Origin of the sequence: Sulfitobacter guttiformis (assembly GCF_003610455.1) — a bacterium.
Taxonomy (GTDB): Bacteria; Pseudomonadota; Alphaproteobacteria; order Rhodobacterales; family Rhodobacteraceae; genus Sulfitobacter; species Sulfitobacter guttiformis.
On sequence record NZ_RAQK01000001.1, the window covers coordinates 1,317,506 to 1,341,710 of the forward strand.

Sequence of the window (24,205 nt, forward strand, 5' to 3'; positions counted from 1 at the left end):
GTCTACACACCTGCACGTTAGCAAATGCGCAACTAGCCGGAGCGTCGCATGCCGAAATTATCCAACCTCACCCGCTACAGCACATTTGCGGCAGTCGTTGCTCTTGCTTTGCTCAGCATGATTGCGCTTTTGATCTGGTCGGTATGGTTCATACTCCCCTTCATGGCATTCTCCGCGCTTTCACTATTGGGCCTGCACGATGTCCGGCAAAACTCCCATTCAGTGCTGCGCAATTACCCTGTACTGGGGCATATTCGCTTCCTCCTTGAAAGCATCCGCCCTGAAATCCGTCAGTATCTGCTTGAAGACGATCATGACGAGGAACCCTTTAGCCGTGATGCCCGCTCGCTCGTTTATCAGCGGGCGAAAGGGCAGGAAGATGCACGCCCATTTGGCACGAAAAAACGGGTCTACGAAGGCGGCTACAGTTGGGTCACACACTCTGTTCAGCCCAAACATATCGAAAATACAGATTTTCGCATTGATATCGGTGGCAAGGATTGCACAAAGCCGTACAGCGCCTCCATTTACAATATTTCAGCAATGAGCTTTGGATCGTTGTCTGGGCCAGCCATCAAGGCCCTCAATCTAGGGGCGAAACTGGGTGGTTTTGCGCATGATACCGGCGAGGGCTCGGTCAGCCGCTATCACAAGGAAGGCGGCGGTGATTTGATTTATCAGGTTGCGTCCGGCTATTTCGGTGCGCGGTCCGAAGACGGTAGTTTCGACCCCGAAAAATACGCTGCAACAGCAACCCTTCCCCAAGTCAAAATGATCGAACTAAAGTTATCACAAGGTGCAAAGCCGGGTCACGGTGGGATGTTGCCAGCAGGTAAAATTACTGCTGAAATCGCTGAGGCGCGCGGCATTCCTATGGGTCAGGACTGCGTCTCGCCCGCTGCGCATTCTGCTTTTTCCACCCCCATCGAAATGTGCGAATTCATTGGGCAGCTGCGGCACTTGGCAGGAGGCAAGCCTGTGGGCTTCAAATTGTGCATAGGGCACCAGCGTGAGTTCATGTGCATGGTGAAGGCGATGCTGAAGACAGGCATTTTCCCTGATTTCATAGTAGTCGACGGTGCAGAAGGCGGCACGGGTGCCGCGCCGCTGGAATTTGCGAACCATGTTGGAATGCCAATGGTCGAAGGCCTGACGTTTGTGCACAATACATTACGCGGCGCTGGCATCCGCGACGAAATCAAACTTGGCGCGGCGGGCAAGATCGTTTCAGCATTTGATATCGCGCGGGCGCTCGCTTTGGGAGCGGACTGGTGCAACTCTGCCCGCGGCTTTATGTTTGCAATCGGGTGTATTCAGGCTCAGGCATGCCACACAAACCATTGCCCTGTCGGCGTTGCGACACAGGATCCCCTGCGCGCCCGTGCATTGGATCCTGTCCACAAATCTCAGCGGGTGGCACGCTTTCACCACAACACATTGAAGGCGCTGGGTGAGATGACAGGTGCTGCCGGCCTGTCTGATCCGAGCGGCTTTTTGCCCCATCACCTCATGCAGCGGCAATCGGACCGCTCCATGGTTCAAGGGAATAAGGCGTTCCCCTATCTGCCAAACGGCTTTTTGATTGATGATAACGCCGCAGACCACGGCGGTTATAAAGACCGCTGGTCGCGGGCTAGCGCGGATTCGTTCAATCCAACCGAGTATGTCTAGCGCAATCCAGCGCTGCGAACTCACGCTCCAATCCGGTAGGTGCGACGCTGACGATACGACCTTTGCGGACGCAGCGCACGACAAGAGTGCCGGCTTGCGGCATCTGTGCATCGCGCTCAGCACCCGTGATTGAGGTACCATGGATCATGTAGGTTTGCGACGCCACCGGCTCTGACACGTATCCCTGCCACACTGTCAGATCTGTCGGCGAACCAAACACGCCGCGCGATAGCAGCCGGACATGTAAGCTCTCCGCTTCCGGCGCGCCGCTGAGAATCCAAACATCGCTTCCGAAACCATCTTTGGGAGGGTCTGCCGCCTTAACTACGGTGCCGCCCAAAGTCTTAGAAGTTGCGTCAACGACGCCTGTGAGTTGGCCATAGCCGCCACTCTCGACGCGCCGGAGATTAGTGGTGATCACTTTCACGTCGCTCCACAACCCGCTCACGGCGATCCATTGACCAGCTTCAACTTCCATTTCATTGGGCACCTGAACAAAGCTGCCCATGACGACCGCACCATTGACGTCAGCCGATCTTATCGGGCCGACCACGGCAAATATCTCGGAAATGCGCTGTGCGACCAACCGTCCGTTCGTGACAGCCACAACAACGGCCAGCGTATCCCCCTTCGCGACGGCCAACCCTGTCCCAAGTAAGCTTATCAAAGGCAATTCATCAGGCACGTCAATTTCGCGCCCCGCCACTACAAGTGGCACAACGCTTTCGACGGAACCGAAAATGCCGAGACGTGCCAAATCATCCGCAAAAGTAGAAGTCGCGGTAATCGCAAGCAACAGTGTAAGCCAAAGGCGCATCGGAATACTCCCTGCCTGTGGATATCGCCAGAAAGCTTCAGCCCACAACGACAAAACGCGCAAAGAACAATCTCTGCGCGTTTCATTCTTTAGCATCAAAATGGAAGCTGCTTAACTAGCATCCTCTGCAATAGCAGCAGAAAGTGCAGCCTCGAAAATTGCCAAACCTTCGTCAACGATTTCTTCGGAAGCTGTCAATGGTACCATCACCCTTACCGCGTTACCGTGCATCCCACAGCTCAGCAGGAGCAGGCCACGCTCAAGCGCATGTGCAATGACGCGCTTCGTCAACGCAGCGTCCGCTGTGGCACTTGTAAAATCTGTCACAAACTCCACAGCCACCATCGCTCCGAGTCCGCGAATATCCCACATGCGGAACGGGGCCGCGCGGGCACCAATCTCGGCAAAACGTGCCTTGAGCTTGTCACCCATTGCAATGGATTTTGCCAGCAGGCCCTCGTCCTCAATCGCGGTGATTGCAGCCAATGCTGCAGCACAGGCGACGGGATTACCACCATAGGTACCACCCAGACCGCCAGGGATCATTGCATCCATTACGTCGGCGCGGCCAATCACACCGGCGAGAGGGTAACCGCCAGCCATTGATTTCGCTACAGTGATCAGGTCAGGCACAACTCCGGAATGTTCGATTGCAAACCATTTGCCGGTCCGGCCAAATCCCGCCTGCACTTCGTCCGCGATCAGCATGATGCCGTGCTGGTCACAAATTTCGCGCAGTGCAATCATCATCTCGAACGGTACGGGAGTATAGCCGCCTTCGCCCAGAACAGGCTCGATGATGATACATGCAATCCGCTCGGGCTGCGCATCGGTCAGGAAAAGATTTTTCAATCCTGTCAGCGCATCCTCAACGGTGATGCCGTCACGCACGTTCGGGAACGGTGCGCGGAAAATATCAGAAGGGAAAGGGCCCACATCTTTTTTATATGGGCTGATTTTGCCGGTCATGCCGAGCGTCAGCAGCGTGCGGCCGTGGTATCCACCGGTAAAAGCAATCACACCGGGACGGCCTGTTGCAGCACGGGCAATTTTCACGGCATTTTCGACAGCTTCTGCACCTGTGGTTACCAAAAGCGTCTTTTTCGGTTCATCACCAGGTGCAAGTTCATTCAGCTTTTCCGCCAGCTCGATATAAGGGGCATAGGGGACGACCTGAAACGACGTATGTGTAAACTGGTCTTCTTGCGCCTTTGCCGCAGCAATCACGCCAGGGTGCCGGTGACCTGTGTTCAACACACCGATACCCCCGACAAAATCGATATAGCGCTTTCCATCAACATCCCAAAGCTCCGCATTCTCGGCGTAGGAGGCATAGACAGACGTTGCGGAGGCAACCCCGCGCGGAACGGCCGCTTCGCGGCGTGCAACGAGGTCGGCGTTTGTATAAACAACCGGCGCTGCAGGCTCGACAATCGAGATTTGCGGCAACTTTTTTGCGGATTTGCGGGATACGCCTTTTGCAGTGCTGGCCATTACATGTTCCTCGAATAAGAGATAGGGGTAACGCAGCTTACCCCGCGTTTAAAAAAGCTTTCATCCTGTTTAATTTAATTGTCAATCTGGATAATCGAGACACTTGTTTTTTTCAGGTTTGAGTGGTCAATTCGGCAAAACGTCGCTGGTTTACCCCGAAGGCTTTTCCAGAAAACCACACACAGGAAACATTCGCTTTGGATATCGGACAACGACTCAAACAGATTCGGACTGAGCGCGGCCTGTCACAGCGTGAACTGGCAACACGCGCCGGCCTCACAAACGGAACGATCTCACTGATAGAAACGGACAAAACATCGCCATCGGTCGCCTCTCTAAAAAGCCTGCTGGATGCTATTCCGATCTCGATGGCCGAATTTTTCGGCTCGATCGAGGAACAGGATGCTGCGAAGATATTTTACCGTGCAAACGACTTCAGACACGTCTCACCAGAGGGCCCGGGACAAGTATCACTGCGGCAACTGGGCAATGCACGTGAGCACACGCTTCAGGTCCTGCATGAAACTTACCCTCCCGGCGCGGACACAGGGCCTGAATTTTTGAGCCATGAAGGGGAAGAAGCCGGAATTATCACGCGGGGGCAAATCGAATTAACGGTCGGCGATGCTGTTGAGGTACTCAACCTCGGAGATGGCTACCTCTTTGACAGTCGCCTTCCCCACAGGTTTCGCAACATTGCCGCCGATCCTTGCGAGATCGTAAGTGCACTAACACCACCGGTTTTTTAACGCACACAGATAGCAAAGAAAAAGGCCCCACCAAATCGGGGGGCCTTTTTCAAATTGGATCTGCAGCTTAAATCCCTAATCGCGTGCGTTGCGACCGCGGCGGTCAGTACGTTCACGATGCTCATAATTCCTATCGTAACCGTCTCCGTCCGTACCGCGCTTGCCAGTCATTGTGAGTACAATAATGGCAACCATCATAAGGATCATGAGGCCGCCGAATAACATCTCGATCGTCATCGTCGTCTCCTTTTCCTAGGCGTTCATGAAGACAACGAACCCGACTTAGATAGGTTCCGTCATTTTTTAAAAACTCTCCACGCCCTGCAGACAGGGTAATTTTGCAACAACACGGCAGTTCCCACTTCAGTAGTCGTAGGTTGCCTTGTCCATTTGGGGAACAGGGAAATCGAGGGTCAAAATATAGTCACCACCTTCATCGACAATCTCCAGCGCCCCGTTCAACTGACGGGAGAAGGCCTGGATCAGGCGCGAGCCGAGACCTGTGCCTTCTTCATGTGCGTTTCCGCCGGCTGTGTTCATAATCCGCAAAACTGCGCGTTCTTCTCCAACATGCTTGAGGCTAATGTGAATCTTAGCTTTGCTGCCTCGACCGCTTGCCACGTATTTCAGGGCGTTGGTTACCGCTTCAGAAGTTAATAATGAAAGCGGCGCGGCATCATCCGCACCGATCAATATGCTGTCATAGTCTTCCGTTACTTTGATCCCTGAATTGCGCTCCATCCCGATGTCCAGGCTCCGCGCAACAATTTCGCGCAGCAGCATACCCGCGTCTACGCGCGTCATCTCGTTATCCTGATAGAGGCTCTGATGCACAGTCGCGAGGCTAAGGATACGGTCCTGCAGCCGTTGCAAAACCCGCTTGTTCGCTTCGGTCGGGGCCTGTCGGATCTGCATATTCATGATCGACGAGATAAGCTGTAGGTTATTTTTGACGCGGTGGTGCACCTCCTTAAGCAGCATGTTTTTTTCGCGCAGGCTATCTTCGAGCCGCGCTTCATCCTGCAAAATAGATTGAGCCATGCCCAAAAACGATTGCTCCATCGCGACAATCTCGTTCGGGACGCCGTCATTGAAGGGCTTCCGCGGCAATGTCCGGTTCAACGCAAAATGCCGCATCTGACGTCCAAGCTTGCGTATATGTGCGATGGCGAGACGGTTGAGCGCCCAGAACGCAACAACCAAGCTGGCGATCCACATCACGATAGGCAAGAATGACGAAAGGCGGCTGGAAAAATCCGTCTCCAGAAGGGCTGTATCCTTTGGCCAGACGCTCATGGCGAACACAGCGCCCTCAACCAGCGGTATAACGGCGTAAACCCGCTCTAAACCGTCTGCATTACGGGATGTAAATACTTGCCGCGTTGGCCCGGTGAGCTGTTCGAGCGGGTAGCTCGCTGGCAGTTCGGTTTGCGCACGGTCCCGGTCCAGTTCGGAAGAAATTATCAATCCATCCGTGTTGAATGTAACCAACGAAAGTGGTGCGCGTATGGGATCCTCAAGCTCTACGGCCTCCAATGTCTCTCTCGCCATAGAGATGAAGAAAAAGCCGATCGTCTCGTCTTCTTCAAAAACGGGTACCGTTACAATGACAGCTTCGGCATGGGATACGCGTCCGCTCGCGCTGCCTGTAACGGTCCGCTGGGTGAGCGTCTTGGGATTTTTAACAATCGGTGAGTCCCTCAAGTCATACGCTTGGTAGGTGGACGAGCACTGCATCATGCCACTCGTATCGACGAACCCGACCACGAGGTATTTACTCACCTCGTCCTTATAACTTTTTAGAAAGTCCGAGCAACGCGCCGGGTTATTCCGGACTAGCTTTACAACCGAGGTCAAAGCGCGGCTTGCACCTAACGCCTCTTGCAACAAAGACCGCTCTGTTGCGGCAGCCTGCTCGGTCACAGCAATCAGAGACAGCTCCGCCGTGCGCTGGCTTTGCTCGGCGATCTGTTGGTTCTGCACAAAGGCGATTATACCAATAGGCAGCAACGCCAGCGACAAAAACAGTATGACCCGAAAGGCAAGACTGCCAAAGAGGCTGTTACGTAAAAAGCCGGATGTCATGGGTTAGAAACTTGCTACTTTCGACGCCGAGAGGACGGACATCGTTGCATCGTCTGTCATCTCCATCGCCTCATCCTCGTTCAGTCCCATCAGCTCCGCCAGTTGGGTGCGCGCACGATTGACACGGCTTTTGATCGTTCCTACCGCAACGCCGCACATGTCCGCCGCCTCTTCATACGAGAAACCGGAAGCGCCCACGAGCAACAGAGCCTCTCGCTGCTCGACTTTCAGCTTGCCCAACGCAACGCGAAAATCGTTCATCTGAAGATGTCCGTCGTGAGCCGGTTTTTCTGCAAGGCTCTCTGTGAAAATGCCGTCGACATCGGCCACTTCGCGCTTTGCTTTGCGACGCGACGAATAGTAGGTATTGCGCAAAATAGTGAACAACCACGCGCGCATGTTCGTGCCCACCTGGAATTTTTCGATGTTCGTCCACGCCTTCACAAGCGTGTCTTGCACCATATCGTCCGCAACAGAGCCGTTGCGGGTCAGCGAAATGGCAAACGCACGCATTGCGGGCAGATGCTCTACCAACTCATCGCGCGGGTCAGACGCGCTCATCGCGTGCTGTCCTGTTCACTGTCTTGTTGCTTCAACTGTTCGAGAAGTGATTTAAATCGATCCGGCACACCCTCATCCATAGCCTCTTCATAGACGCGGCGGAGATTTTCCTCGATAATCCCTTCGCGTGATTTTTTATCTTGATGACGTGTCATGCACCCTCGACCACAAAATTTTCCAAAAAACATGTCCCTTACCGGAACCTAACACCACCATGCGCGTTTGGTTCCGAGAATATAAAGAAAAAAGGATCAACTCGGATGAGTGATGCAGCCACAACCCAAAGCATGAGCGACCAGCTCGGAACTGTACTTCCGTATTTGCGCCGATATGCGCGGGCTCTGACCGGAAGCCAGAATAGTGGTGATGCCTTTGCGGCAGCCTCTCTCGAGGCTATCCTCGCAGATCGCTCGGTGCTGGATGGCACGGACGTCAAGACCGGCCTCTTTCGCGTGCTCTACGGAATTTGGGCAAGTGCGGGCGCCCCTGTCGAAGAGGGCGAATCCGGTGCGCGCGCCAAGGCGCAGAAGCATTTGGCGAAATTGACCAACAACAGCCGCGAGGCTCTTTTGCTCTATACCATAGAAGGATTTTCTTACGGTAATATCGGCACCATCATTGGCGTAGACGCCAGTGAGGCAGAAACGCTTGTCGACATTGCACGGCGCGAGATGGCCGATAGTGCGGCAGGGTCTGTGATGATCATCGAGGACGAGGCGATTATCGCCATGGATATCGAGACAATCGTTGCTGACATGGGGCACCGCGTTACCGGAATTGCACGCACACGCGACGAGGCTGTCAAACTTGGCCGCGCTGACCCGCCGGACCTGATCCTTGCGGATATTCAGTTGGCAGACAACTCTTCGGGTATTGATGCGGTAAACGATCTGCTGACTGAATTGGGTCAGCGCCCTGTGATCTTTATCACCGCATTCCCCGAACGCCTTCTGACCGGAGATAAGCCCGAACCTGCGTTCCTGATCTCAAAGCCCTATACCGAAGATCAGGTAATCTCGGCAGTCAGTCAGGCAATGTTCTTCTCCTCCACCGAGACATTACACAGCTGATAAGCGCCAATTTGAACTGCCTCAGCGCCCTGCCGGAAATGGTGGGGCGTTTTGCTTGGAACAATGCAGCACTTCAGGAGTTTGTCCTGTGAAAACACAAACAGCTTCAGGAGACAGATCATGAGCAAGATTACTGCAGACCTTAAAAGCATCGCATCAAAAGACGTAACAGTTGACGACCTCGCAGCACAGATCGGCACGCTGAAAAACGACTTGGCCACGCTGACCCAGAAATTGTCAGAATTTGGCGTGTCGAAAGCCGAGAGCGCATCGCATGCGGCACAAGCGAAAGCGTCAGAACTGAAATCAGCAGGTCAAGAGAAAGCGCTCGAAGCCCAACTGCACGCCGAGGATTTCGTTCGCAACCAGCCAGCAGCATCCTTGGGCATTGCAGCAGGTCTTGGCTTTCTTATCGGTATGATCACGGCGCGCCGCTAACATGCTAGCCGCATTTATTGACAGTGCCCGCCGCGAGGCGAAGCACACAGCCGGCACCGCAGCGATAAGCTTCGGTGCCGGCATATTGCTGTGCATCGGTCTTGCATTCTGGACAGCGGCAGGCTGGATGCTTTTGCTGACTGTAACATCGCCGATTAACGCCGCCATGATAATGGGGGCTATTTTTACTGGTGCAGCGCTCATTGGTTTTGCCGTCGTTTCAGTGCGCGGAAGCAACCATAAGAAAAGACCAGCTCACGCAGCGCCAAAGCCACCCACATTGGACGGTTTGATTGCTGCATTCATATCGGGCCTAACTGCCGGAGCCCGTACGCGCTCTCGCTGATCAACCTCGGCGCGCCCGGCGCTACGGTAACGGGCTCGCCGGTGTTTCATCGACCTGTTGCTCCGGTGGAGCGGCAATTGTTTCATCAAAAGGTGATGCGCCGTCCGGCGTTTCAATACCATAGACATGCTTCTCAATTTGAGCATTCACTACGGCACCCAGCAGAATTAGAAAGCTGCTAATCCAAAGCCATACAAGCATCGCAATTACCGCCCCGATGGAGCCATACACTTGATTGTAGTTGCCGAAATTTGCGACGTAATAGGAAAATAATACGGACACCGCCGCCCAACTGAGAACCGCGACAATCGCGCCTGTTTTGATCGATCTTCGCGACTGGGGTCCACGGTTCGGGCCATAGCGGTAGAGAACGCTCACACCGGCCAGCAAAACAACGATTGCGATGGCCCAGCGCACAGCTTCCGCCAAGATACCGGCAATAATTCCGAGCGGAAAAAATGCCAGTACAACGGGAGCAATGACAACCGTGATCAGCGCGACAATCCCCACCCCTACCAGCGCAAGCGTTAGCAAGAGCGCCCGAATATAATGAGAGGCAGTGGCACGGTTTTTCTCGCCATGCACAGCATTCAGGCCGGTCATCATCGCCGCTACACCTGCACGCGCAGACCACAGCGCCGCCCCGATTGAGATCGCACCTGCCATACCCAGCGTATCAGGACTGCTCGTTACCAAGCTCAGGATCTGCGCATAGAAAATCTCGTACACATCGTCAGGCAAAAGCCCCTGCATCTGCTCTAACTGCCCCACTACAACCACAGGATCCGAGACAAGACTGAGTATCGCGATCAGGGCCGCGATCGCAGGAAAGAGGGACAGCATACCGAAAAAACCGACGCCCGCCGATACCAGCGCAAGATTCGTCTCCGCAATCTGAAAAAACCCGCCCTTGAGAGCTGCCCAAAAGGTGGCAAGAGCACTCTTTGGGGTGTCAACTATACCATCATCACTCATACCGCTCCCCGATCACGATTCCGCTTTGGCCTCAACGTCATCGCGCACCTGACCATAGGCCAGCAACGTAAAGATCACTGTACCTCCGATCACGTTACCGGAAAGGACAGGTATAAAAAACCCGAACACCGCGTCAGAACCTCCTAAATCGCCGCGCAGTACGAGGACAGCCATTTCAACAGAACCGGCGACGATGTGGGTAAAATCCCCCGCCGCAATAAGCCACGTAAATGTCAGGATCAGGAAAAAAGCAGCCTGCGACGCTTGTGGCAGCATCCATACAATCAGGGCGACAATCACACCGGCAGGGATCGCCCGCCAGAAACCCTGCGCAGCGGACATGCCGGTTGCGTGCTCGGACAACGACACGATGGCAGGCATTACTTCAGACGAAACCGCAGGCGTAAAGACAAACAGCGCAGCTGCTGCAAAGGCACCGATCACATTGGCGCCCAATACGATAGACCACAGCCGTAACATGCACCAAAGCGCATCCAATGTGCGCAGGTGCATCGTGGGCAGTACGGTTGTAATGGTGTTTTCAGTAAACAGTTGCATCCGGCCCATAATGACGGCCAGAAAGCCAAGCGAATAGCCAAGATTTTCGATCAGAAACCGATGCGGACTGTCAGGCAAATATGTACGTAAAACGGCCTCGCCCAGAACGGACAGGCTGATTAATATGCCTGCGGCAATTCCTGACAAGAAAAGCGATCGCTTGGTGCGCTCCAGCTCTTCTTCGCCATCGCGCCGGATTACTTCGTAAATCATGCGTGGCGACAGCGCTGCCGCCTCTTCCACGGACTGCTCTTCTGTTTCTTTTTTGGTTTGCTCTTGGCGTGTGGCGCGTGCTGTCATTGCGATACGGTACCCTTGTTAGCTGGTGTAACGGCTGAATTCAGGTCTTGCACAACGAACCAGTTCGTCAATGATGGGCGAGACATGTTCAAAATGTATTAGATTACGCACACGTTCGCAAATATTCGTTCAAATTTAAGGTTGTACAATGATCACCCCCCTTTCGCTGGCAATTGCAGCAAAACGCGACGAGCTGATCAGCCTGACGCAGGACCTCATACGCATTCCCACGCTTAATCCCCCCGGTCAGGATTATCTTGCGATTTGTGAATACCTTGATCGCAGGCTTGCCGCGCACGGATTCGAGACACAGCTCATCCGCGCGCACGGCACTCCGGGAGATAGTGCAAAATACCCGCGCTGGAATATCATCGCGCGGCGCGTCGGTGCCCACAGCGGTGAGTGCGTGCACTTTAATAGTCACACCGATGTGGTTGAAGAAGGCAAAGGCTGGACCTTTGATCCATTCGGCGCTGAGCTGAAGGACGGTAAAATCTACGGACGGGGTGCATGCGATATGAAAGGGGGCCTCGCGGCCTCTATTATCGCGGCCGAAACCTTCATAGAGATCCATCCTGACTTCTCGGGAGCGATCGAAATCTCGGGGACAGCGGACGAGGAATCAGGTGGATATGGCGGCGTTGCCTATCTTGCAGAGCAGGGATATTTCAGCCCCGCACGCGTCCAGCATGTCATCATCCCCGAGCCACTGAACAAGGATCGCATTTGTCTTGGGCACCGTGGTGGATGGTGGGCCGAAATCGAGACAAAAGGCGAAATCGCCCATGGCTCCATGCCGTTTTTGGGGGATTGCGCAGTCCGGCACATGGGCGCGGTTCTGAACGAGTTTGAAAACAAACTCTTTCCCGCAATGGCCCTGCGCACCACCGACATGCCAGTGGTACCCCAAGGGGCCCGCAGCTCGACGATGAACATAAACTCTATTCACGGCGGTGCAAAAGAGCAGGACGCCGATTTCGACGGGCTGCCATCGCATTGCGTACCCGACAGCTGCCGCATCACCATCGACCGCAGATTTCTGGCCGAGGAACCTCTGGATGACGTGCGCAACGAGGTCACGGCCCTGCTGGAAGGTCTGCGCGTTACCCGCCCCGATTTTGACTACCAGCTAACCGAGATAAATTCGGTACTACCCTCGATGACCGACCGTGAGGCACCTGTGGTTCGCACCGTAGCTCAGGCGATCCGTGATGTGATGGGCAAAGACCCAGAATATGTCGCATCGCCCGGCACTTATGATCAAAAACACATCGACCGGATCGGCAAGCTGAAAAATTGTATCGCCTACGGCCCCGGCGTGCTGGAGCTGGCGCATAAACCCGATGAATGGATCGGTGTGGACGACATGATCGACAGCGCTTGTGTCATGGGTGCCGCATTGGAAACGCTTCTACTTTCAAAGAACTGATTTCGGGAAAAGTTACGCCAATTCTTCCGATATTGCTTCAGTCGAAGGCAGTTGCCGAAGCAAGGCTTAGCCCATCTACTATCGCCGTAAGGGCGTGCCCGTGATGTACCTGTGCTTGTGGAAACACCGCGCCCAGTGCGTCCCGCGTTACCCGCATCAGGCTGGACCCGCCAACAAACACCAAATGGGTGACCGCGTCAGGCGGGATCTGCGCCTGCTCCATCGTCACCAACGCAGCTGCTGCCATTTCGTCGGCCATCGGCCTCAGCAATCCCTCGACCATCCCGTCTCCCAGGACGACCGACAACTTACGTTCTACTACGCCCAGATCAATTGCGCCGCGACCCGCACCGTTCGCCGCAATCTTGCCAGCCTCTACGGCAAAGGCAATATCATGCCCCAACTCATCGCCAAGAACCGACACCAGACGCCCGAGTTTTTCTGGCTCGACTGCGTATTGCGCCAGATCCTTTGCAAGACGGCGGCTGTCGGGCGCATAAAGAAACGGGATTTTTTGCCATGTAGCGAGGTCATTAAATATCGTCGTAGGCGCAGTATGGGTCTCCCCCCCGAATGCATGGCGGATCTCACTGCCCCGTCCCAAAAGGGGCATCACCGTCTCCAAACTCACCATGCGATCGAAATCGGTCCCGCCCAGTCGGACGCCATGACTGGCAAGAATATCGATGCCCTCGGCCTCGTTACGAAACAGGGTAAAATCGGAGGTACCGCCGCCGATATCAACGATTAGCCCCAGATCCCCCGGATCAAGAACTGCACGGTTTGCCAGCGCAGCCGCCTCCGGCTCGAACATAAATGCAACATCGTCAAACCCCGCACGCAAATAAGCCTCGCGCAAATCCGCCTCTGCTTGGGTGTTTCGCGCATCATCACCGTGAAACCGTACCGGACGGCCCGACAAAGCACGATCAAATTTCTCGCCGGTTTGCGCCTCTGCCGCCGTCTTCACCCGCGCCAAGAACCGCGAGACGACATCGATGAAATCGAGCTTTTCTCCGAGCAAATTACGCTTTTCACGCATCAAAGGTGCGCCCAGAAGACTTTTGAGGGCACGCATGTAGCGCCCCTCCTCACCGGCCAGCAGCGCATTACCTGCAGCAGACCCGATTAACATTTTCTTTCGGTCAAAATCAAAAAAGACAGCGGTCGGCAGCGTAATTTCATCCGCTTCCAGCTGGATAAGTTGGGGCGCACCTTCACGAGCAATACCCGCCGCCGAATTCGACGTTCCAAAATCCACACCCAGAACTGCCATATCCGATCCCTCGCCCATTGCGGAGCGCAGCCCTACCCCAGCGCCAAAGTTCACGCAAGGTTTGTCCTAGCCAACTTATCAATCGTCGCCTAACCTTTGCTTGAAACACAACGAGGGAGTCTCTCATGTTCAAACTGTCCCCATTCCTGCTCGGCGTGGGTGCTGCCGCTCTTTTGGCAGGCACCGCAATGGCGAAAGACGATCTTATCGTCGCGATCCAGCTTGAGCCACCACACCTCGATCCGACCAGTGCCGCTGCAGGTGCAATCGATTCCGTGCTCTACGCAAACGTTTTTGAGGGTTTGACACGGTTTGACAGCGCGGGCGCTGTGATCCCCGGCCTCGCCAAAAGCTGGGAAATTTCCGATGACGGCCTGACGTATACTTTTACCCTCAACGGAGGCGTGACCTTTCATGATGGCACTACCATGGACGCCGAAGATGTGAAATTCTCGCTCGACCGAATAGGCGCCGACGACAGCGCAAATGCCCAAAAAGCACTTTATGCCTCTATCTCGGAGGTCAATGTGATCGACCCGGCCACCGTCGAGGTCAAGCTGTCGGAACCGAACGGCATGATGCTTTTCAACCTCGCGTGGGGTGACGCGGTGATCGTGGCTCCCGAAAGCATAGAGAACATCAAACAGACGCCCATCGGCACCGGAGCCTTCAAATTTGACAGCTGGACCCAAGGCGACAAAATCGAAATATCGCGTTATGATGAATACTGGGGCACGCCTGCAGTTTTAACAAAGGCGACGTTCAAATTCATCTCTGATCCCACGGCGGCTCTCGGTGCGATGATGGCCGAAGATATTGATGTTTTCGCCGGGTTCCCCGCACCCGAGAACCTTCCCCAATTCGAGGCAGATCCGCGGTTTCAGGTCCTTGTTGGCTCAACCGAGGGAGAGACAATCCTCTCCACCAACAATAAGGTCGCACCTTTTGACAACGTTAAGGTACGTGAGGCGCTTGCCCACGCCATTGATCGTCAGGCCATTATCGACGGCGCGATGTTCGGGTACGGCACCCCCATCGGCACACATTTTGCCCCTCATAACCCGGCTTATGTCGACCTCACCGGCATGAGCGCCTATGATCCGGAGAAGGCCCGTGCGCTGCTTGCCGAGGCCGGCTTTGCCGACGGTTTCGAGACGACCTTGTTCCTGCCCCCACCGTCCTATGCGCGGCGCGGCGGCGAAATCATCGCGGCACAGTTGGCCGAGGTTGGGATCAAGGCCGAGATTACCAATGTCGAATGGGCGCAATGGCTCGAATCCGTATTCAACGGCAAAAACTTTGGCCTCACTATCGTGAGCCATACCGAGCCCATGGACATCGCGATTTATGCAAATCCCGATTATTATTTCCAATACGACAATCCTGCTTTTCAAGATCTGATGGCTACCCTGAACACGACCACTGATCCCGACACGCGGACGACAATGCTGGGTGATGCACAAAAAATCATTTCTGAGGATTATGTGAACGGATATCTTTTTCAGCTCGCTGCCCTCTCGGTTGCGAAGGCGGGAGTTCATGGCCTCTGGGCGAACCAGCCAACGCAGGCGACTGACCTCACAGCAGTAAGCTGGGCTGAATAGGCCACCGGTTGCGCACCCTAAACTATGTAGAGGCCCCCTCGACAGGGGCCTTTACGCGTTGCAGGCAAAGCGGAAACGCGATTTTCCGGATCAGATGAAATAAAATTATTGATTGCGACATTCGTCTACGCGGCGTCTATAAATCTGATCACATACGTCGCTTTTGCATGGGACAAGCGGCTTGCAATTACCCGCGCCCGACGCATCCCCGAGGCGCGGCTGCTGTTCTGGGCGGCGGCCGGCGGGTGGCCAGCCGCGAAATTGGCACAGCACAGACTACGACACAAATCTACCAAACAACCCTTCGGGTGGGAGCTGAACAATATCGGTATTGTTCAGGCGTTGATCGCCGCAACCCTGATGTCAGTAATTGCCGCATTGGCATTCACCAACCCCGATTTCAGTACGGTCGCCGCGCCATCATCGGCCGGGCCGCCAGATGTGACACCCGCTGGACCACTGCCTCACATATCTCTTCGTCCTCCTGCGGGGCGTCCTGCAATGTATTGAACCAGTGCTCGGGCGGATTTCGTCCACGCCTGTTGCCATTGAATGTCAGCCCCCGCAGCACCTCTTCGGCAACGTCGGGCAGCATGCCCCCCACATCATATCCGTTCAATATGCCCCATATTCCCGTCCACATCCGCCCCACGGTCCACGGGTTGTACCCACCCCCGCCCAACACCAGCAAACGGGGCACACCCAGCCCCATCAGCCCACGCAGCACATCCCAATGGGCGTTATTGCTCATCCCCAGATGCGCTAGCGGATCGTCTACTACACCGTCCGCACCACACAAAAATACAATCGCCTCCGGCTCGAACTCTGCTATCTTGGTTAGGATCAGTGCTTCACGCACATGCGCCATGTCAGTATCGTTAAAACCGCGTGGCACTGGCAGGTTCACAGCATTCCCCCCCGCATCGTCATCAATTAATCCGGTGCGCGGCCAAAGGCGCTCCTCGTGCACCGAAATCATTAGACAGTCAGGATCGCCCGCAAATCCCGCTGCGACCCCGTCACAATGATGGGCGTCAATATCGACATAGGCGATGCGCCGCACACCGTGGTGGCGCAAAGATAGCATCGCTAGAACCGGATCATTCAGATAGCAAAAGCCGTTTGCCCGTCCGGGCATGCCATGATGTGTGCCGCCCGCAGGATTATAAATCACACCACCCTGCGACAAAAGCTCACCCGCAAGTATGGAACCGCCAGCTGCCGTGGCCGGGCGGCGGAAAATTTCCCCGAAAACAGGATTAGTGACTGTCCCTATACCAAAGCGCGTTAAATCATCGCCCTCGATCTCTTGCGCCGCCTCAACCCTTTGCAGGGCTGCAATATATGCGGGGTCGTGCCAAACCTGCAGCGCCTTTGGCTTGGCACGAGGTGATGTAATAAATTGTCCGCGTGGCAACCAGTTAAGCGCACGCGCCAGGTCAATTACGGTAGACACCCGCGGCACGCGCAAAGGGTGATGCTCTCCATAACTGGAGCCGCGAAAGATTTCGTGTCCGATGAAAATTGGTTTATCCACATCGGAGAACTTAGCCGGAGCAGCCGAAAAGAACAGCAACCCGACAGGAAATTTTCCGCAAATAAAAAAGGGGCCGCGCGCGGCGACCCCTCTCAAATTTACACTTTGGTAGACGCAGGTTAGCGTGTGCCGCCACCGCCGATAGCAGCTTCCGTGACCATTGCATCGACGTTACGCTCACATGTCAGGTTCAGAAGCGCGATGTCTTCTTCGTACTGGCTCATGTCATCACCGGCGGGGACGGTCGTCGTTGCCGTTGCCTCGCCATTGTTGTCTGCGACCGTTGTTTCGCTTCCGGTCGTCGACTCTTCCGCAGTTTCGCCCTCAAGCGGTGCAGTTTCTGTGGCGACGCCATTGTTGTCCGCTACGGTACCCGGCGTAGAGCCGCGGAGTTCATTGACTGCCATCATCGCGACTTTATCACGATCCTCGGCAGAGAGAGCGTTGTACTCGCCGCAAGTCATTGTGCTCACATCAAGGTGCGCCGCGGCAAATGCCGGCATGGCGGTCGAGAGGGCGATGGCTGCGATGGCTGTGGATTTCAAAAGACGTGTCATAATGTATTCTCCATTTCCGGACGCTTCGTTTTGCGTCGTTTCGTTGAAGATACAATGCAAACAGGTCCTGTTTCGTTCCGGATTATTGGCAAAAGAACGTTTGGAACTTATGCGCCGCTTGATAGTTTCAGGCGATCTCAAATCATGCTGGACCCCTGCCGGAACTGCGCCTACGCTGGCGAAGATGTTGCGTTACACCCTCAAACGATTGCTCTCTCTCGGGATCAGCCTTGCCATTGCATCGCTGGTGATTTTTGCCGTAATCGAAGTGGCCCCGGGAGATCCGGCATCGTTTATGCTCGGGATGAACGCACAGCCTGAAACGCTGGCAGCACTGCGCGCCGAACTGGGCCTCGATACCCCAAGGCCCGAGCGTTACGTCAACTGGGTTGCCGGCATGCTTACAGGGGACTTCGGGACTTCCTATACCTACCGCACACCGGTGTCCGATATGGTTGCCCAACGCCTTTGGGTGTCACTGCCGCTAGCGGTCTTTGCGCTAGCCCTTTCGACGCTGATCGCGTTTCCCGCCGGCGTCTACGCAGCGGCGCGGCGGGGGCGGGGGGGCGATGTAGGCGTGATGGGCGCGACCCAGCTGGGCGTGGCGGTGCCAAACTTTTGGTTCGCGATGATGCTCGTTCTGCTATTTTCGATTAATTTACGCTGGTTCCCGGCGGGTGGGTTTGCCGGCTGGGACAAAGGTATTTTGACTGGTCTACACTCCCTCACCCTACCGGCAATCGCGCTGGCACTGCCACAGGCCGCGATCCTTGCGCGGGTCATGCGCTCGTCGCTTCTTGATGTGTTGGGTGAGGATTTCATGCGCACCGCCCGTGCAAAAGGGTTGTCGGAGTGGCAAGCACTACGCCGCCATGGCCTGCGGAATGCGATGATCCCCGTTCTGACAATAATCGGACTACAATTCTCGTTTCTTCTCGCAGGTGGAATCATCATTGAACAGGTTTTCTATCTGCCCGGACTTGGCCGGCTGATATTCCAGTCAATCTCTGCCCGCGATCTAATCGTGGTAGAGAGTGTCACCATGTTGCTCGTATTCGCCGTGATATTTGTGAATTTTTGTGTGGATCTGGCGTATGCTGCGGTTGATCCCCGCCTAAGGTCGCGGACATGAACCGCAATCTTGTCGTGGGCACCCTTCTGTCAGCGGTCTTCATCCTCGCTGCAATCACTTCATTCTTCTGGACGCCGTTCGATCATGCAGCGCTGAGCATCCCCACGCGCCTGCAATCGCCAAATAGCACCCACTTGTTAGGGACGGACCACTTTGGCCGCGACATTTTGAGTCTGGTCATGGTAGGCGCACGCACGTCGATTGCGGTAGCACTGGTTGCCGTAGGCATCGGTATGGCGCTTGGCATCCCTCTCGGGCTCTGGGCTGCGGCACGTCGGGGCAGCCTGATCGACGAGGTAATCATGCGCGGCAACGATCTGGTATTTGCCTTCCCCAGTCTTGTCATCGCGATCCTCATCACTGCTGTCTTTGGTGCAGGCGCTATCAATGCGATCATTGCTATCGGTATCTTTAACATCCCCGTCTTTGCACGCATCACACGCGGCGCCGCCCTAAGCCTGTGGGAGCGTGAATTTATCCTTGCCGCACGCGTGTCCGGAAAGTCCGGCCTGCGCATTTCGATTGAGCATATTCTGCCAAACATCACCAACCTGCTGATTGTACAGACAACTATCCAGTTCAGCCTTGGAATTCTGGCCGAAGCGGCGCTCAGCTATGTCGGACTTGGCGCACAGCCACCTACACCCTCATGGGGCCGCATGCTGGCCGATGCGCAAACCATGGTCAGCCTCGCACCGCACATGGCGCTTATACCCGGTTTTGCCATCATTCTCACCGTGCTGGGGCTCAATCTTATGGGCGATGGTTTGCGCGATATTCTCGACCCCCGGCTACGCAGGCACCGCGTATGACACTGCTGTCGCTGCAAGATCTTGATCTGTCGATCCATAGTTTCGGCATCCTTAAAGGGGTGACTTTCGACATCGCGGAAGGCGAGATTGTCGCCGTAACCGGCGAAAGCGGCTCCGGAAAATCAATGACAGCACTTGCCGCGATGCAGCTTTTACCTCTGGGAGCGTACACAAAAGGCAGGATCATGTTGGGTGAAACCGACCTGACCCGCCTGAGCGAACGCGACCTGTGCAAAATACGCGGCAACGATATCGGAATGGTGTTCCAAGAGCCCATGACGGCCCTGAACCCGGTCAAAACCATCGGGGAGCAAGTCGCCGAGACGATCCTCATTCACAAGAGCACCTCAAAGGCCGAGGCCATGGCTGATGCTGCGCGGACCCTGACCCGTGTGGGCCTGCCCCAAGACCGCTTTCCCCTGTCGCGCTTTCCGCACGAGTTGTCGGGCGGCCAACGCCAGCGGGTGGTCATCGCGATGGCCATCGCCCTGCGGCCCCGTCTGCTGATCGCGGACGAACCGACAACCGCGCTCGATGTGACCACCCAAGCGCAAATTCTGGATCTGCTGAAAACTCTTGTCCGTGAGGACGGTATGGGGCTGATGATGATCACTCACGACCTTGCCGTTGTGGCAGATATGGCCGACCGCATCATCGTCATGCGAAACGGCGAGATCGTCGAACAGGGCGCGACGCAGTCCTTGCTCGCCAATATGCGGCATCCTTACACGCGCATGCTTTTCGCCGCATCGTCGCATCAGGTACGCTTGCCCCCCTCACCAGCCGACCGGCCACTGCTGCAGGTCACAAACGTCAGCCGTGACTACCGGACCCCGCGCAAAACCCTATTTGGCAAACCTGGCAAGTTCCGGGCCGTCAAAAACGTGAGCTTTTCTCTCGGCCATGGGGAGCGGTTGGGGTTGGTTGGCGAAAGTGGTTGTGGCAAATCGACTCTCACCCGCGCCCTTCTTGGGCTTGAGCAGGTGCAAGAGGGTACGATTATGCTGGGCGGAGAGCCCGTATATGCAGGCAACAAGCCTAATCTTGCGGTGCGCCGCCGCATGCAGGTGGTCTTTCAGGATCCCTATGGCAGCTTCAATCCTCGCCACCGTGTTGCCCGACAGATCACGGAGCCTTATTATCTGTTAGACACTCCCCCCACCGGCGCTGCACGGCAGAAGGCTGTTGACGAAGCACTGATCGCGGTCGGTCTCACCCCAGCAGACGCGCATAAGTACATCCACGAATTTTCAGGTGGACAACGACAACGTATCGCGATTGCCCGCGCTCTCATCATACGCCCTGACCTGATCGTATTCGACGAAGCGGTCAGCGCGCTGGATGTCTCGGTCCGCGCACAGATCCTCGATCTGCTGGTGGAGCTTTGTAATGCCTATTCGCTCAGCTATCTGTTTATCTCCCATGACCTAAGCGTTGTCCGCACCATAACCGATCGCGTCCTGGTAATGAAAAGCGGCGAGATCGTCGAGCAGGGGGCGACCGAGCAGGTCTTTTCCAATCCGCAGCATCCCTACACGAAATCCCTCATCGACGCGGCCCCTGTGCTGCCCGAGATTAAAGGCGTTCATCCATGAAACCCGGCCCCACCAATAGCATGAGCGATGTAGGCGGCCTGCGCGTCGGTAATGCCCAAGATACCTCCCTCAAATCCGGTACAACAGTGGTAGTGGGAGATGCGCCGTTCGTGACCTCTGTGGCCGTCATGGGCGGCGCACCCGGCACGCGCGAGACGGACCTTTTAGCACCTGATAAATCCGTGGCGGCAGTGGATGCTCTGGTGCTTTCGGGCGGTTCTGCATACGGCCTTGATGCCTGCTCGGGCGTAATGGACGGATTGCGCAGCGATGGTCGCGGCTTTCGCGTTGGTCCAGCCCAAATTCCGCTCGTGCCGGGTGCGATCCTTTTTGATCTGCTAAATGGAGGCGATAAAGGCTGGAGTGACAATCCCTACCGCGCATTGGGTCTTATGGCCTACAAAAACGCGACAGAAGCATTCGAGATTGGCAGTGTCGGCGCAGGCACAGGCGCGTTGACAGCGATGTTAAAGGGCGGCCTTGGCACTGCATCACTGGTTTTACCGGACGGCAGCACGGTCGCAGCCCTTGTCGCGGCCAATCCGGTCGGCGCAGTAACCACACCCGGGGATCGCCATTTCTACGCAGCCCCTTTCGAGATGGCCGGCGAATTTGGCGGGCTCGGCCCCGATCCGGCAAGCGGTTTGGGCCTCAGCCGCGAAAGCCGGAAAATGGCCGCTTTATCGCCGCGCACAAACACCACCATAGCAATCGTCGCTACCAACGCGGCCCTGACAAAAGCTGAATGTCACCGTATTGCGACCGCAGCACATGACGGCATCGCACGCGCGTGTGTCCCTGCCCACACGCCGAACGACGGTGATCTAGTATTTGCGCTTACTACCGGCGCATTGCCCGCGGCAGATGTATTGTTGACCGGTCATGCGGCAGCCTTGTGCCTGTCACGGGCCATCGCCCGCGCTGTTTATGCCGCCACCCCGGCCGACACTGACATCATGCCATGCTGGAGGACTGCCAATGCCGATGTTTGAGCGCAAATCAATCACGCTGCACTATGAGTTGTCCGGCAAAGGCCCGCCACTTCTGCTCATCGCGGGCATGATGAGTGACAGTGCCAGTTGGGCACCAATCGTGCCTTTACTCGAACCGCATTTCACCCTCATTCGACCCGATAACCGCACGACAGGCCGCACTGTGCCATGGAATGCACCAGCATCGGTTGATCTTTTTGCCGAAGATTGCGCGGCGCTTCTGGAGCATCTTGATGCGGAGCCTGCGCATGTTCTGGGTCACTCTCTGGGCGGGATGATCGGGATGCGCTTGGCATGTGCCTATCCTGCGCGTGTAAGAACCCTTACCCTCGCAGCCGCCGCTCCCTTGCGGCTTGAGCGGAACGTGGCGCTGTTCAAAACCCTTCTGGCAATCCGCCAAAGCGATGCTGCACCCGATGTCTGGCTGAATGCCCTGTTTCCGTGGCTGTTTTCGCCAGCACTTTATGACTTGGACGGTGCTGTAGCGCAGGCCGCGATGATCTCCCTTTCGTATCCCCACGCACAAACCAGTGCCGCCATGGCGCACCAGATTGCAGCGCTTGATGGCTATGCCCCTGATGCTGTCGCGGACCTGCCCTGCCCTGCGCAAGCATTACTCGCGGCGGATGATCTTTTATTGCCGGCGGCGCTCGCTCAGGCGACCTTGGGGGATATGCCCGTTCACATCACTGCGAATGCGGGCCACTCTATTCATTGGGACGCACCCGATGCCGTCGCAAACAACCTGCGTCAATTCATTGCCCTGCAAGAGGAGAAAGCGACGTGAAAACCGACCTCTACGGCCTGCCAGTGACTTGCCAAAATCCGAGCACATGCACCGCAATCAATGACTTCATCCACGGCTTCTTAAGCTACCAGCCCAAAGCCACGAATATCCTCGGCGCTGCCGATGCCGATCCTGATTGCGCTCTTGCCAATGCCTACGCCGCATTGCTGTGGATGTTCCTCGAAGCACCTCTCGCGCCGGAAAAAGCGGCCCCCTATATCGCCCGCGCCAATGCCGCACGTGGTGGCATTACCGCGCGTGAGGGGGACATTATTGATGCTGCCACCGCATGGACAAAAGGGGATGTGCCAAGGCTGCTGGAGATTTGTGACCATATAACCACCGAGCATCCCCGCGACATGGCGATCCTGAAACTTGCACAATATCACCTATTCAACCAAGGCGATGCCACAGGAATGCTCCGAATGGCGCTCAAAGCGCTGCCAGAGGCTGCGGATATCGCATATTCGCACGGTATGATCGCATTCGGTTACGAGCAGTGCCACCTTATCAGTCGCGCCGAGCAAGCCGCACGACACGCCATGGCCCTGCAACACGACGAGGCGTGGGCCCATCATGCCATCGCCCACGTTATGCTCACCGAAGGGCGCGTGGCCGAAGGTGCCGCATTTATGGAAAGTGTGGCAAGCACGTGGGATGGCCTCAACAGCTTTATGCGCAGCCACAACTGGTGGCATCTTGCATTGTTCTACATCAGTCTGGGGCGGCATGATGACGTGCGCCGTGCTTATGACACGCATGTATGGGGTTTAGCCAAGGATTACAGTCAGGATCAGGTGGGTGCGGCCTCTCTGCTGGCTCGGATGGAGTTTGCGGGTGTCGAAGTCGGAGACCGGTGGGCGGACGTGGCCGGACACATCGCAGCGCGAGGCGGCGATACTGTTAATCCGTTCCTGTCATTGCAGTACCTGTACGCCCTAGCCCGCACTGGAAGACCCGAGGCTTCTACGATGATGCAGGCCATTACACGGCGCTCCAACGATAGCACCGCGCACGACCATATTGCATGGCGCGATGTTGCACTGCCCGCAGCCAAAGGGATCATGGCCCACGCGTGTGCGGACTGGAGTACAGCAATTACTCAAATGGCCCGCGCCCTGCCGCGAATGGCCGAATGCGGTGGCAGCCATGCCCAGCGCGACCTGTTCGAGCAAATCCATCTCGATGCGCTTGTCAAAGACGGTCGCGCATCCTCCGCGCAGCAGGTGTTGGAGATGCGCCGGACGTATGATCCGGATGGTGTGCCGCTGAACCTGTTATTGGGGGATGTCTATGAGAAGACCGGCCTGCCTGCACTCGCCGAAGAGGCCCGTGGTCGCGCAAAATCCACACTGTCATCATTGCACAACTGATTTCATTGCAGCATGCCTCATCGCTCGCTACGCTCAAGCAAATGTTA

25 protein-coding genes are annotated in these 24,205 nt (G+C 56.0%); 14 read left to right on the forward strand and 11 right to left on the reverse strand.

What is annotated here, in order from left to right:
• The first annotated feature begins 48 nt into the window (after window positions 1–48).
• Window positions 49–1,671: an FMN-binding glutamate synthase family protein gene (locus tag C8N30_RS06525; protein WP_025063702.1), complete on the forward strand. Its 1,623-nt coding sequence runs from the start codon at window positions 49–51 to the stop codon at window positions 1,669–1,671.
• On the opposite strand, the gene C8N30_RS06530 is transcribed toward C8N30_RS06525, so the two are convergent.
• Complete coding sequence (locus C8N30_RS06530; RefSeq protein WP_025063703.1) at window positions 1,649–2,488, reverse strand: hypothetical protein; 840 nt, start codon at window positions 2,486–2,488, stop codon at window positions 1,649–1,651. The two genes, C8N30_RS06525 and C8N30_RS06530, sit on opposite strands and share 23 nt — an antisense overlap.
• Before the next feature lie 111 nt (window positions 2,489–2,599).
• Complete coding sequence (gabT, locus tag C8N30_RS06535) at window positions 2,600–3,982, reverse strand: 4-aminobutyrate--2-oxoglutarate transaminase (protein WP_025063704.1); 1,383 nt, start codon at window positions 3,980–3,982, stop codon at window positions 2,600–2,602.
• Between the two features lie 197 nt (window positions 3,983–4,179).
• On the opposite strand from gabT, the gene C8N30_RS06540 reads away from it, so the two are divergent.
• The gene (locus tag C8N30_RS06540) at window positions 4,180–4,731 is read left to right on the forward strand and encodes a cupin domain-containing protein (RefSeq protein WP_025063705.1); all 552 of its coding nucleotides are present in this window, start codon (window positions 4,180–4,182) and stop codon (window positions 4,729–4,731) included.
• 75 nt (window positions 4,732–4,806) lie between these two features.
• Here C8N30_RS06540 and C8N30_RS19280 read toward each other — a convergent pair whose 3' ends face one another.
• From C8N30_RS19280 to C8N30_RS06555, 4 genes are all read right to left on the reverse strand, one after another.
• Window positions 4,807–4,968 carry a hypothetical protein gene (locus C8N30_RS19280; protein ID WP_156949588.1) on the reverse strand — a complete coding sequence of 54 codons (162 nt, stop codon included), beginning with the start codon at window positions 4,966–4,968 and terminating at the stop codon, window positions 4,807–4,809.
• A 126-nt stretch (window positions 4,969–5,094) separates the two neighbouring features.
• Window positions 5,095–6,816 carry a sensor histidine kinase gene (locus tag C8N30_RS06545; protein WP_025063706.1) on the reverse strand — a complete coding sequence of 574 codons (1,722 nt, stop codon included), beginning with the start codon at window positions 6,814–6,816 and terminating at the stop codon, window positions 5,095–5,097.
• A 3-nt stretch (window positions 6,817–6,819) separates the two neighbouring features.
• Window positions 6,820–7,377 carry an RNA polymerase sigma factor gene (locus C8N30_RS06550; RefSeq protein ID WP_025063707.1) on the reverse strand — a complete coding sequence of 186 codons (558 nt, stop codon included), beginning with the start codon at window positions 7,375–7,377 and terminating at the stop codon, window positions 6,820–6,822.
• Window positions 7,374–7,532 carry a NepR family anti-sigma factor gene (locus tag C8N30_RS06555; protein WP_037968542.1) on the reverse strand — a complete coding sequence of 53 codons (159 nt, stop codon included), beginning with the start codon at window positions 7,530–7,532 and terminating at the stop codon, window positions 7,374–7,376. The genes C8N30_RS06550 and C8N30_RS06555 overlap by 4 nt, the downstream gene beginning before the upstream one ends.
• A gap of 105 nt (window positions 7,533–7,637) precedes the next feature.
• Here C8N30_RS06555 and C8N30_RS06560 point away from each other — a divergent pair, with 105 nt between their 5' ends.
• From C8N30_RS06560 to C8N30_RS06570, 3 genes are all read left to right on the forward strand, one after another.
• A complete protein-coding gene (locus C8N30_RS06560; RefSeq protein WP_025063708.1) occupies window positions 7,638–8,447 on the forward strand; it encodes a response regulator in 810 nt (269 codons plus the stop codon).
• A gap of 120 nt (window positions 8,448–8,567) precedes the next feature.
• Window positions 8,568–8,885 carry a DUF883 family protein gene (locus C8N30_RS06565; RefSeq protein ID WP_025063709.1) on the forward strand — a complete coding sequence of 106 codons (318 nt, stop codon included), beginning with the start codon at window positions 8,568–8,570 and terminating at the stop codon, window positions 8,883–8,885.
• A gap of 1 nt (window position 8,886) precedes the next feature.
• Window positions 8,887–9,231 carry a hypothetical protein gene (locus C8N30_RS06570; RefSeq protein ID WP_025063710.1) on the forward strand — a complete coding sequence of 115 codons (345 nt, stop codon included), beginning with the start codon at window positions 8,887–8,889 and terminating at the stop codon, window positions 9,229–9,231.
• 21 nt (window positions 9,232–9,252) lie between these two features.
• Here C8N30_RS06570 and C8N30_RS06575 read toward each other — a convergent pair whose 3' ends face one another.
• The gene (locus C8N30_RS06575) at window positions 9,253–10,206 is read right to left on the reverse strand and encodes a YihY/virulence factor BrkB family protein (protein ID WP_025063711.1); all 954 of its coding nucleotides are present in this window, start codon (window positions 10,204–10,206) and stop codon (window positions 9,253–9,255) included.
• Between the two features lie 12 nt (window positions 10,207–10,218).
• On the reverse strand, window positions 10,219–11,064 hold the full coding sequence (locus tag C8N30_RS06580; RefSeq protein WP_025063712.1) for a formate/nitrite transporter family protein: 846 nt from the start codon (window positions 11,062–11,064) through the stop codon (window positions 10,219–10,221).
• Between the two features lie 148 nt (window positions 11,065–11,212).
• Here C8N30_RS06580 and C8N30_RS06585 point away from each other — a divergent pair, with 148 nt between their 5' ends.
• On the forward strand, window positions 11,213–12,493 hold the full coding sequence (locus C8N30_RS06585; protein WP_025063713.1) for an acetylornithine deacetylase/succinyl-diaminopimelate desuccinylase family protein: 1,281 nt from the start codon (window positions 11,213–11,215) through the stop codon (window positions 12,491–12,493).
• Window positions 12,494–12,530: 37 nt separating this feature from the next.
• Here C8N30_RS06585 and C8N30_RS06590 read toward each other — a convergent pair whose 3' ends face one another.
• On the reverse strand, window positions 12,531–13,769 hold the full coding sequence (locus tag C8N30_RS06590) for an Hsp70 family protein (RefSeq protein WP_037968546.1): 1,239 nt from the start codon (window positions 13,767–13,769) through the stop codon (window positions 12,531–12,533).
• A 125-nt stretch (window positions 13,770–13,894) separates the two neighbouring features.
• On the opposite strand from C8N30_RS06590, the gene C8N30_RS06595 reads away from it, so the two are divergent.
• Together C8N30_RS06595 and C8N30_RS19925 are read left to right on the forward strand one after the other, a co-directional pair.
• Complete coding sequence (locus C8N30_RS06595) at window positions 13,895–15,373, forward strand: ABC transporter substrate-binding protein (protein ID WP_025063715.1); 1,479 nt, start codon at window positions 13,895–13,897, stop codon at window positions 15,371–15,373.
• 108 nt (window positions 15,374–15,481) lie between these two features.
• Entirely contained in the window at window positions 15,482–15,883 is a 402-nt protein-coding gene (locus C8N30_RS19925) for a DUF1294 domain-containing protein (RefSeq protein WP_170151161.1), read from the forward strand.
• On the opposite strand, the gene C8N30_RS06605 is transcribed toward C8N30_RS19925, so the two are convergent.
• Together C8N30_RS06605 and C8N30_RS06610 are read right to left on the reverse strand one after the other, a co-directional pair.
• Window positions 15,774–16,910, reverse strand: a complete 1,137-nt coding sequence (locus tag C8N30_RS06605) for an acetoin utilization protein AcuC (RefSeq protein WP_025063716.1) — start codon at window positions 16,908–16,910, stop codon at window positions 15,774–15,776. The two genes, C8N30_RS19925 and C8N30_RS06605, sit on opposite strands and share 110 nt — an antisense overlap.
• A 119-nt stretch (window positions 16,911–17,029) precedes the next feature.
• Window positions 17,030–17,467 (reverse strand): HdeA/HdeB family chaperone, encoded by a 438-nt coding sequence (locus tag C8N30_RS06610; protein ID WP_025063717.1) that lies wholly within the window; start codon window positions 17,465–17,467, stop codon window positions 17,030–17,032.
• Between the two features lie 184 nt (window positions 17,468–17,651).
• Between C8N30_RS06610 and C8N30_RS06615 the strand changes: the two genes are divergently transcribed.
• From C8N30_RS06615 to C8N30_RS06640, 6 genes are read left to right on the forward strand one after another with little or no spacing between them, the layout of a single operon-like run.
• Window positions 17,652–18,599 (forward strand): ABC transporter permease, encoded by a 948-nt coding sequence (locus C8N30_RS06615; protein ID WP_025063718.1) that lies wholly within the window; start codon window positions 17,652–17,654, stop codon window positions 18,597–18,599.
• Window positions 18,596–19,411 carry an ABC transporter permease gene (locus C8N30_RS06620; RefSeq protein ID WP_025063719.1) on the forward strand — a complete coding sequence of 272 codons (816 nt, stop codon included), beginning with the start codon at window positions 18,596–18,598 and terminating at the stop codon, window positions 19,409–19,411. Before C8N30_RS06615 ends, C8N30_RS06620 begins: the two co-directional genes overlap by 4 nt.
• Complete coding sequence (locus C8N30_RS06625) at window positions 19,408–21,006, forward strand: ABC transporter ATP-binding protein (RefSeq protein ID WP_025063720.1); 1,599 nt, start codon at window positions 19,408–19,410, stop codon at window positions 21,004–21,006. Before C8N30_RS06620 ends, C8N30_RS06625 begins: the two co-directional genes overlap by 4 nt.
• A complete protein-coding gene (locus C8N30_RS06630; RefSeq protein WP_025063721.1) occupies window positions 21,003–21,998 on the forward strand; it encodes a P1 family peptidase in 996 nt (331 codons plus the stop codon). The genes C8N30_RS06625 and C8N30_RS06630 overlap by 4 nt, the downstream gene beginning before the upstream one ends.
• Window positions 21,985–22,785, forward strand: coding sequence for an alpha/beta fold hydrolase (locus tag C8N30_RS06635; protein ID WP_025063722.1), 801 nt, complete (start codon window positions 21,985–21,987; stop codon window positions 22,783–22,785). The genes C8N30_RS06630 and C8N30_RS06635 overlap by 14 nt, the downstream gene beginning before the upstream one ends.
• Entirely contained in the window at window positions 22,782–24,158 is a 1,377-nt protein-coding gene (locus C8N30_RS06640) for a tetratricopeptide repeat protein (protein ID WP_025063723.1), read from the forward strand. Before C8N30_RS06635 ends, C8N30_RS06640 begins: the two co-directional genes overlap by 4 nt.
• Window positions 24,159–24,205 lie beyond the last annotated feature (47 nt).